Origin of the sequence: Nonomuraea sp. NPDC050783 (assembly GCF_040802095.1) — a bacterium.
Taxonomy (GTDB): Bacteria; Actinomycetota; Actinomycetes; order Streptosporangiales; family Streptosporangiaceae; genus Nonomuraea.
The window spans coordinates 323,883-331,635 of sequence record NZ_JBFAHK010000009.1 but is presented as its reverse complement, the minus strand read 5'-3'; the positions used below and the strand labels follow the sequence as shown (position 1 = coordinate 331,635).

Sequence of the window (7,753 nt, the reverse complement as noted above, 5' to 3'; positions counted from 1 at the left end):
GGTTACATTCCGAACCCGGAAGTTAAGCTTCTCTGCGCCGATGGTACTGCACTCGGGAGGGTGTGGGAGAGTAGGTCACCGCCGGACAATCTTTGGGGAGGGCCTCGACGTTTAGCGTCGGGGCCCTTCTGCATTTCCGGGTTGTGTGTCGGCCCAGGACATGGGTGCGGAAGTCCAGGCCATACGGGTTGTCGTGGAGCCAGTCGCTGATCGTCTACCACTGATTGGCCATGTGCCTGTCCCAACTGTCCAAGTCGGTCGTGACGCTGTCTCCAGCGGCTCGAAACCGCCCCTCAATGAGGGACAGGAGGCACGCCCAGCTGTGTGTACCGTTAGCGGGAAAGCGGCTCGCCCTTGCCGCAGGCGAGATGCGGATGGCGGGCTTGTCGCCGGTCAGCAGGCTCAGAATGCGGTGTCGGGCCTGGGCTGTTTCGTGGAAAAGCAGGGACATGCGGAGGGTCTTACGTCCCGTGTGTTCGTGGCCGAGCTGTTTACGTGCTTGAGCCGGGCTCGTGGACGTACTCCGGCTTGCTAGGCTGGAGGGAGGGGGCCACCCCCACGGGTGGCCTTCGTCGCGTAAGGCCCGAGGGCGGGCGGCGACCAGCCACGGTGGACCGTTGTTGTGAGTCCGCTGGGTGAGCCCAACGAAATGGACCAGAAGTGAACAGAGATAACGGATCGGACGGCGGACAGCGCGGGCGCGGCGACTATACGGACAGGCCCGGCGGGAGCGGCGGGAGCGGCGGATACGCCTCTCGCGGGCGAGACTCCGGCGGCGACCGTCCGTTCCGTTCCGATGACAGGGGACGCTCCTCCGACAGAGGGCGCTCCTACAGCCGAGAAGACCGCGAGCCGCGACGGGACGACGGCTACCGCGAAGAGCGAGGCCCCCGTCGTGAGGGCTCGGGTTACGGCTCCAGGCGGGAAGGTGGCTACGGCGATCGGGGTCCGCGCCGTGAGGGCGGTGGGTTCCGTGACGATCGCGGGCCGCGCCGCGAGGGCGGTGACCGCGGGCCACGCAGTGATGACCGCGGGCCACGCAGTGACGATCGCGGGCCACGCAGTGACGATCGCGGGCCACGTGGTGACGATCGCCGGACGTACCGGGATCGGGACGACCGTGGCTGGCGTCGTGAGGGCGGCGAGGAGCGGCGGACGTACCGCGATCGGGACGATCGCGGGCCGCGCCGTGAGGGCTCGGGCTACGGCCCCAGGCGGGAAGGTGGCTACGGCGATCGGGGTCCGCGCCGTGAGGGCGGTGGGTTCCGTGACGATCGCGGACCGCGCCGCGAGGGCGACGACCGCGGGCCGCGCCGTGAGGGCGACGACCGCGGGCCGCGCCGTGAGGGCGACGATCGGCGGACGTACCGGGATCGGGATGACCGTGGGCCGCGCCGCACCGGAGGCTACGGCCAGAGCAGTGGCGGTCGCGGGGATTACGGCGACCGACGCGAAGGCGGCTACGGTGATCGTGGTCCGCGCCGTGAGGGCGGTGGGTTCCGTGACGACCGGGGCCCGCGCCGCGAGGGCCGCGAGGGCGGCGGCGGGTACGCGCCGCGCCGTGAGGGCGGATATGGCGATCGCGGTCCTCGGAGCGAGGGCGGCGGGTTCCGTGACGACCGCGGGCCGCGCCGCGAAGGCGGTTACGGCGATCGCGGGCCGCGTCGCGAAGGCGGCTACGGTGATCGTGGTCCGCGTCGCGAGGGCGGTGGATTCCGTGACGATCGGGGTCCGCGTCGCGAAGGCGGCTACGGTGATCGTGGTCCGCGCCGTGAGGGCGGCGGGTTCCGTGACGATCGCGGGCCGCGCCGTGAGGGGCCCGGCTACGGGACCCGCCGCGAGGGCGGTTATCAGGATGACCGGGGTCCGCGGCGCGAGGGCGGATATGGCGATCGGGGTCCGCGCCGTGAGGGCGGCGGGTTCCGTGACGATCGGGGTCCGCGTCGCGAAGGTGGTTACGGTGATCGTGGTCCGCGTCGCGAGGGCGGCGGGTTCCGTGATGACCGGGGTCCGCGCCGTGAGGGTGGTGGCTTCCGCGACGATCGTGGGCCGCGCCGTGAAGGTGGCCGGGGCCCCAGGCCGTTCTCGCGGGACGACCGCGCCGGCGGCGAGGATCAAGGCGCCGGCACCCGCTCCAGGTACGGCCGGCCCGACCGCGAGTCCGGATCCGCGCAGCGCGAGCAGCTGCCCGAGATCGCACCGGACATCACCGCGGACGAGCTGGACAAGGAGGTCCTTGACGAGCTGCGTTCCCTGCCCAACGACCTCGCCGACCTCGTCGGCCGGCATCTGGTCGCCGCCGAGCGGGCGCTGGAGGACGACGATCCCGAGCGGGCGCACGAGCACACGAAAGTGGCGCGCCGGTTCGCGGCCCGCATCGGGGTGGTGCGGGAGGCGGCCGGGATCGTCGCGTACCGCGCGGGGCATTTCTCCGAGGCGCTGAGTGATCTGCGGGCCGCGCGGAGGTTGACGGGGTCGGAGGCGTACCTGCCGGTCATGGCTGACTGCGAGCGCGGGCTGGGCCGTCCCGAGCGGGCCATCGACCTGGTGCGCTCCCCCGAGGCCGAGCGTCTCGACCGGGCCGGGCGCATCGAGCTGACTATCGTCGAGTCGGGTGCCCGCCGGGACCTGGGCCAGCACGACGCGGCCGTGATCACCCTGCAGCGTCTGCCCGAGCTGCGTGACCCGCAGCCCAGGCCGTGGTCGGCGCGGCTGGCGTTCGCGTACGCCGACGCTCTGGCCGACGCCGGGCAGACGGAGGCGGCGACCGAGTGGTTCGGACGGGCCATGGCGTTCGACGAGAACGGCGAGACGGACGCGGCCGAGCGGTACGCCGAGCTGACCGGTGCCGTCATCGAGGACGTCGAGGAGGACGCCGACTACGAGGACGACTTCGACGACGCCGGCGTGGCGGAGAGCGGGGAGACGGCCGCCGTGGACGAGGAGCCGGACGAAGCCGCCGCCCTCGCCGAGGCGAAGGACCTGCTTGAGGAGGAGGAGTCCGAGCCCGCGGGCGCGCCGGACGACGAGGCCGACGTCCGGAACCAGGAGGACGATGAGCTTCCTGACGACGGCGAGCTTCCGGACGACGAGCTTCTGAACGGCGAGGAGCTTCCGGACGATGACGAGCTTCTGGACGATGACGAGCTTCCGGACGATGAGGAGCCCGCGCGGGCGTCCGAGCGTCCGGACGAAGGCCAGGAGCACGAGCTTCCGGACGGCCCGGAGCCGGATGACGAGGACAACGACGCCGAGGCGGGCTCTTCCCCCGCGGATCAGGACGCTCCTGGCGCCGCCTCCGCTCGAACGGAGACTCCGGGCATCACCCCGGCGTTCATCGAGCCCAACTTCGGGGACGTTCTGGACGAAGACCACGAACCCACTCGTAAGCAGCCGAAGTCGGATGACTGACGGCCTCAGCTGAGGGCTGAACCACGGCTCCGCCGTACCGCGACACTGCGGGTACGGCGGAGCCGTGCGTTTTGAGGGCTCAGTCGCCGACCTGTCCGGCCGGCTCCGGGCCGCCGAGCCCGGAGAGCAGCTCGCGCAGCAGATCGGCGAGCTGCGCGCGGCGTTCGGGCGTGAGATGGCCGACGAGACGGTCCTCGGTCGTGAGCAGATCGGCGACGACGCGGTCGAGCAGGGCGTTGCCGGCCCCGGTGAGGGTGACCGCGCGCGCGTGGTAGCCCGATCCGGCGGTGCTCCGTTCGACCAGGCCGGCTCTGACCGCCCGCTCCACCCGCTGGGTGATCGCGCCGCGCGTCACCATGCACGCCTCGGCCAGCTCGCCCGGGCTCATCCGGTACGGCGGGCCGGAACGCCGCAGCGTGGACAGCAGATCCAGCGTCGCGACGTCCACGCCGAGGCGGGTGAGGAGCCGGCGGCGCTCGTCACCGAAGACCTTGGCGGCCCACCAGATCCGGGTGATGATCCCGATCGACTCCACCGGGACGCCGGGCAGCTCCCGCCGCCAGGCGTCCTGGATGGCGTCGGCTCTGTCGCGTGGCTGGTCAGCGGCCACGTTCGGCGCCGCCGTTCACCTGGATGATCTGCGCGGTGACGTGGCCGCCGCCGGGGGAGGCGAGCCAGTGCGCGGTCTCGGCGATGTCGTGGGGCGTCCCGGCGCGGCCGGTGTGGGTCTGCGCGACGAGTGCGGCGTGGCGTTCGTCGTCCAGGGTGCCGCCGAAGAACTCGGTGTCCTCGATGAAGCCCGGGGCGATCACGTTGACCGTGATGCCGCGCGGGCCGAGGGCGGCGGCCAGATCGAACGCATAAGGGTGCAAAGCCGCCTTCATCGGACCGTAGGAGGTGCCGCCCGAGCCGCGCAGAGCCGCGATCGAGGTGATGAACACGACCCGCCCGGACGGGCCCAGCAGGTCGCGGAATGCCTCGGTCGGCAGCACCGATGTCAGGACGTTGGCCCGGAAATTGGCCGTCCAGCGCGCCGCGACGTCGCCACCGGGCCCGCCGTGGCCACCGGGGCCGCTCTGCCCCTCGGCGTTGCCGCCCGCGTTGTTGACCAGCACGTCGATCGTGCCGAAGCGCTCGGCCAGCTCGGTGCGTACGCGCTCGACCTGCTCCGGATCGCTCAGGTCGGCAGGCAGCGCGGTGACGCCGCCGATCTCCTTGGCCGTTCGCTCCAGCACGTCGGCGCGGCGGCCGATGATCACCACCTGATCCCCGTCGGACGCGAAGCGGGCGGCCACCGCCTTGCCGATGCCAGTGCCGCCGCCGGTGACCACGATCGTGCGAGACATATCCATCCTCCCATGACTTTAGGTCTAAAGTCAGCTTAGCAAGAGGAGGAGGGCGACGGTGACGCCGTGGTGCGCTCCGCGCGGTGGCCGGAGGTGGTAGGGCTGGTCGGACTCGCGGTGATGACAGGTCCGGACGGGCTCGGTGCGCGGGGCCGCGATGATGGGCAGGCCGGCGCAGGCGGGGCTTGCCGGACGGCCGGATCGTGCCGGCGACGGCTTCATGGCGCGTGGCGCCCGGTTCGCTTCCTGGCGCGTGGCGCGCGGTTCAGGCGTGGGTGAGTGCTCGGGTCGAGGCTTCGAGGATGTCGCCCAGAGCCGTGCGGGCCTGGGTGAGGCTGGCTATGCGGGAGTCCAGCTCGGCGTACTGGGCGCGGAGGTGGTCGAGAACGCAGGCCTGGAGCCGGGTGCCGTCGTCGGCGAAGCAGGGCATGAGCTCGCGGATGACCTTGGTGGGGAGCCCGGCGGCGAGCAGCGTGCGGATGCGGCCGACGGTGACGGGGGCCTCGGGATCGTAATGGCGGTGGCCGCCTTCGCTGCGGTGGGAGGTGAGCAACCCCTGGGCCTCGTAGTAGCGGAGGAGGCGTACGGGCACGCCCGTCCGGCGGGACAGCTCTCCGATCTTCATGTGACCCACCTCATAGTGCAACGGCTTGAATCTCCCACCGATGTCACATTCTAACGTTGATCGCATGACGACGACTTCTGACGCACCAGCTCCCGTTTCGCTCTACGGATTCCTGACCCCCAAGCCTGGACACGCCGACGAACTCAGGAAACTCCTGATGGACCTCGTCGAGCCGTCCCGGGGGCACGAGGGCAGCCTTCAGTACCACCTCCACGAGCAGGAGGACGGCCGGTTCTTTCTCTATGAGGTCTGGCGTTCGCAGGAGGACCTCGACCGGCACAACGCGACCCCGCTGCTGCGCGCCTTCATGGAGGCGGTGTTCGAGCACCTCGAAGGAGCGCCCGAGGCATACTCCGGCGTGATGAGGAGTCCCTATCCGCCGGCCACCGTGGCCTGACCGGGGTTGCGGCAGAACCGATCCGTACTCGCCGTGGCCGTACCCGCCGGCAGGCCGCCCGGGAATCGGAGCCCGGCTCCGGGCGGGACCTTCCGGTCATCCAGGTGCATACGGCCGGGACGGCGGCTCGCCGGGCGCGGCCACCGGCAAGGGGCCGATCCGCGCCCGCGACCCGTCGGGAATCCTCATGGCGAGACGCGGTCGAGCCAGTGGAGGATGCCGGCCACGTTGGAGGGGGCGCCGCTCAGCAGCTCGAACTGCTCGGCGGTCGCCTCGTCCGCCTTCAGCGCCGTGTAGCGCTCCTTGGTGCGGTCCCTGACCATGGCGACCGCGTGGTCCAGGTCCATGCCCTCGGAGTGGGCCTGGCGCGTCAGGTCGACCCAGACGCGAAGCTCCTCGGCGGAGCGGTCGAGGGTCTCCTCAACCGCTCCCACCGGGCCGTAGTGGCTGAAAAGCAGGCGTTGCGGACCGAGGGCCTTGAACAGGGCGATCGAGTCGAGGGCGGTGCGCAGGTCGAAATCCGGCGGAGGGGTGGCGGGACGCAGGTCGCCGGTCTGGGGAAGGTACACGCCCGCGGCGTCGCCGACGTACAGGTCGCCGGTGGCGGAGTCGACGAGGCCCACGTGGTGTTTCGCGTGTCCTGGCGAGTAGTGGCTGCTCAGCGTGCGTCCGTTGCCCAGGTCGATGGCGCCGGTGTCGCCCAGGGCGACGATGCGGTCGGCCTCGGTGGGGGACAGCTCGCCGAAGAGCGTGTCGAGCCGGTCGCCCCACACCATCCTGGCGCTCGCCATCAGCCGCGCGGGGTCGGCCAGGTGTCGCGCGCCCTTCTCGTGCACGACGACCTGCGCGGACGGGAAGAACCTGGCGATGTCACCCACTCCGCCGGCGTGGTCGAGGTGGATGTGGGTCACGACGACGGTGGCCAGGTCCTCCGGCCCGACACCCAGGGACGCGAGCGCGTCGCGGACCACCGGGGCGGAGGTCGAGGTACCGGTCTCCACCAGGCACGGCCGGTCGCTCAGGATCAGATAGCCGGCCGTGATGCCCGAGTACCCCGCCATTCTCGTGTCGATCTCATAGACGTCGCCGCCCAGCGCGGTGATGTTGTCCACAGGCACTCCCGAACGTCCTCCGTTATCCCCAGAACGGCGCTCGGCCGCTCGGAGCTTCTCCTCATCGTAAAGAGTGATCTCGGCAAAGCACCGACAGGAGGACGAGGAATGGACCGGAACGAGGTCTTGCTGGTGGGGCGGCTCTCGGCGGCGCCCGAGGATCACACCATGCCGAGCGGTGACACCGCGACGAAGTGGCGCATCATCGTACGGCGCCGCCGGCGGCAGCGGCGCGGCGGCGGCACGCTGACGGACAGCGTCCCGTGCGTCACCTTCAACCCCGACACGGCGGCCGTGGTCCGCGCTCTCAAGCCGCGCGACTACCTGGAGGTGACGGGCTCCTTCCGGTGCCGCGTCTTCGGGCCGGCGGGGGGCAAGCTCTGGAAGTACGAGGTGGAAGTGGTGACGGCCAAGCCTGTCGAGGCGGTCGCGGCCGTGGAGGGTCCTTCGGATGAGGGCGACCTCGACGGGAAGCAGTCCGCGACGGCTCCGCCGTCGGCGCCGAGACGGGTGTTGCAACTGGCTCGGGCAAGCTGATCGCTCCCTTCGCTGAGGGTTCCTCGCTGGGCGTCGTCTTCGTCCGGACGTCACCGCTGAGCCGGTGGATGAGAGGTCTGGATGGACGGATGTGACGATCTCCCGGCGGGCGGACCGTTCGGAGGAGGGGGTGACGGGCGGCGGTGCCGGGGTGTCGGCGGGTGGTCTCGCCTATCCCGGTGCCGTCCGCCCCGCTGGGCGGTGGCAGGGGCCGGCTCTTGTGGCGTGACGCTTGCGGGGCGAAGCGTCAGCACACCTGAGCTCATCTGGCAGGAGGCAGGAGGCAGGAGGCAGGAGGCAGGCTCGCGGGAGGCGGGCTCGCGGG

8 protein-coding genes and 1 rRNA gene are annotated in these 7,753 nt (G+C 71.3%); 4 read left to right on the top strand and 5 right to left on the bottom strand.

Translation table 11 applies throughout. The features are described from left to right. Positions 1-87: ribosomal RNA gene (gene rrf / locus AB0H75_RS25950) — 5S ribosomal RNA — on the top strand; the annotation flags it as partial. A gap of 444 nt (positions 88-531) precedes the next feature. Here rrf and AB0H75_RS25945 read toward each other — a convergent pair. Further along, positions 532-2,340 carry a hypothetical protein gene (locus tag AB0H75_RS25945; RefSeq protein ID WP_367800269.1) on the bottom strand — a complete coding sequence of 603 codons (1,809 nt, stop codon included), beginning with the start codon at positions 2,338-2,340 and terminating at the stop codon, positions 532-534. 12 nt (positions 2,341-2,352) lie between these two features. Between AB0H75_RS25945 and AB0H75_RS25940 the strand changes: the two genes are divergently transcribed. Beyond that, on the top strand, positions 2,353-3,411 hold the full coding sequence (locus tag AB0H75_RS25940; RefSeq protein ID WP_367800268.1) for a hypothetical protein: 1,059 nt from the start codon (positions 2,353-2,355) through the stop codon (positions 3,409-3,411). Between the two features lie 79 nt (positions 3,412-3,490). Here the strand turns inward: AB0H75_RS25940 and AB0H75_RS25935 are convergent, their stop codons facing one another. The 3 genes from AB0H75_RS25935 to AB0H75_RS25925 form a co-directional block, all read right to left on the bottom strand. Beyond that, entirely contained in the window at positions 3,491-4,021 is a 531-nt protein-coding gene (locus AB0H75_RS25935; protein ID WP_367800266.1) for a MarR family winged helix-turn-helix transcriptional regulator, read from the bottom strand. After that, positions 4,011-4,757 carry an SDR family NAD(P)-dependent oxidoreductase gene (locus AB0H75_RS25930; RefSeq protein WP_367800265.1) on the bottom strand — a complete coding sequence of 249 codons (747 nt, stop codon included), beginning with the start codon at positions 4,755-4,757 and terminating at the stop codon, positions 4,011-4,013. Before AB0H75_RS25930 ends, AB0H75_RS25935 begins: the two co-directional genes overlap by 11 nt. Positions 4,758-5,022: 265 nt before the next feature. Beyond that, on the bottom strand, positions 5,023-5,382 hold the full coding sequence (locus tag AB0H75_RS25925; RefSeq protein ID WP_367800263.1) for a MerR family transcriptional regulator: 360 nt from the start codon (positions 5,380-5,382) through the stop codon (positions 5,023-5,025). Positions 5,383-5,422: 40 nt separating this feature from the next. On the opposite strand from AB0H75_RS25925, the gene AB0H75_RS25920 reads away from it, so the two are divergent. Further along, positions 5,423-5,779 carry a putative quinol monooxygenase gene (locus tag AB0H75_RS25920; protein ID WP_367800292.1) on the top strand — a complete coding sequence of 119 codons (357 nt, stop codon included), beginning with the start codon at positions 5,423-5,425 and terminating at the stop codon, positions 5,777-5,779. Between the two features lie 185 nt (positions 5,780-5,964). Here the strand turns inward: AB0H75_RS25920 and AB0H75_RS25915 are convergent, their stop codons facing one another. Continuing rightward, entirely contained in the window at positions 5,965-6,891 is a 927-nt protein-coding gene (locus AB0H75_RS25915) for an MBL fold metallo-hydrolase (RefSeq protein WP_367800261.1), read from the bottom strand. Between the two features lie 108 nt (positions 6,892-6,999). On the opposite strand from AB0H75_RS25915, the gene AB0H75_RS25910 reads away from it, so the two are divergent. Further along, the gene (locus AB0H75_RS25910) at positions 7,000-7,428 is read left to right on the top strand and encodes a single-stranded DNA-binding protein (RefSeq protein ID WP_367800259.1); all 429 of its coding nucleotides are present in this window, start codon (positions 7,000-7,002) and stop codon (positions 7,426-7,428) included. Positions 7,429-7,753: the final 325 nt, after the last annotated feature.

Bases quoted from the DNA above. Each gene is read 5' to 3' on its own strand.
- AB0H75_RS25920 (WP_367800292.1), top strand. From the start codon at position 5,423: ATGTCACATTCTAACGTTGATCGCATGACGACGACTTCTGACGCACCA.
- AB0H75_RS25925 (WP_367800263.1), bottom strand. From the start codon at position 5,382: ATGAAGATCGGAGAGCTGTCCCGCCGGACGGGCGTGCCCGTACGCCTC.
- AB0H75_RS25930 (WP_367800265.1), bottom strand. From the start codon at position 4,757: ATGTCTCGCACGATCGTGGTCACCGGCGGCGGCACTGGCATCGGCAAG.
- AB0H75_RS25910 (WP_367800259.1), top strand. From the start codon at position 7,000: ATGGACCGGAACGAGGTCTTGCTGGTGGGGCGGCTCTCGGCGGCGCCC.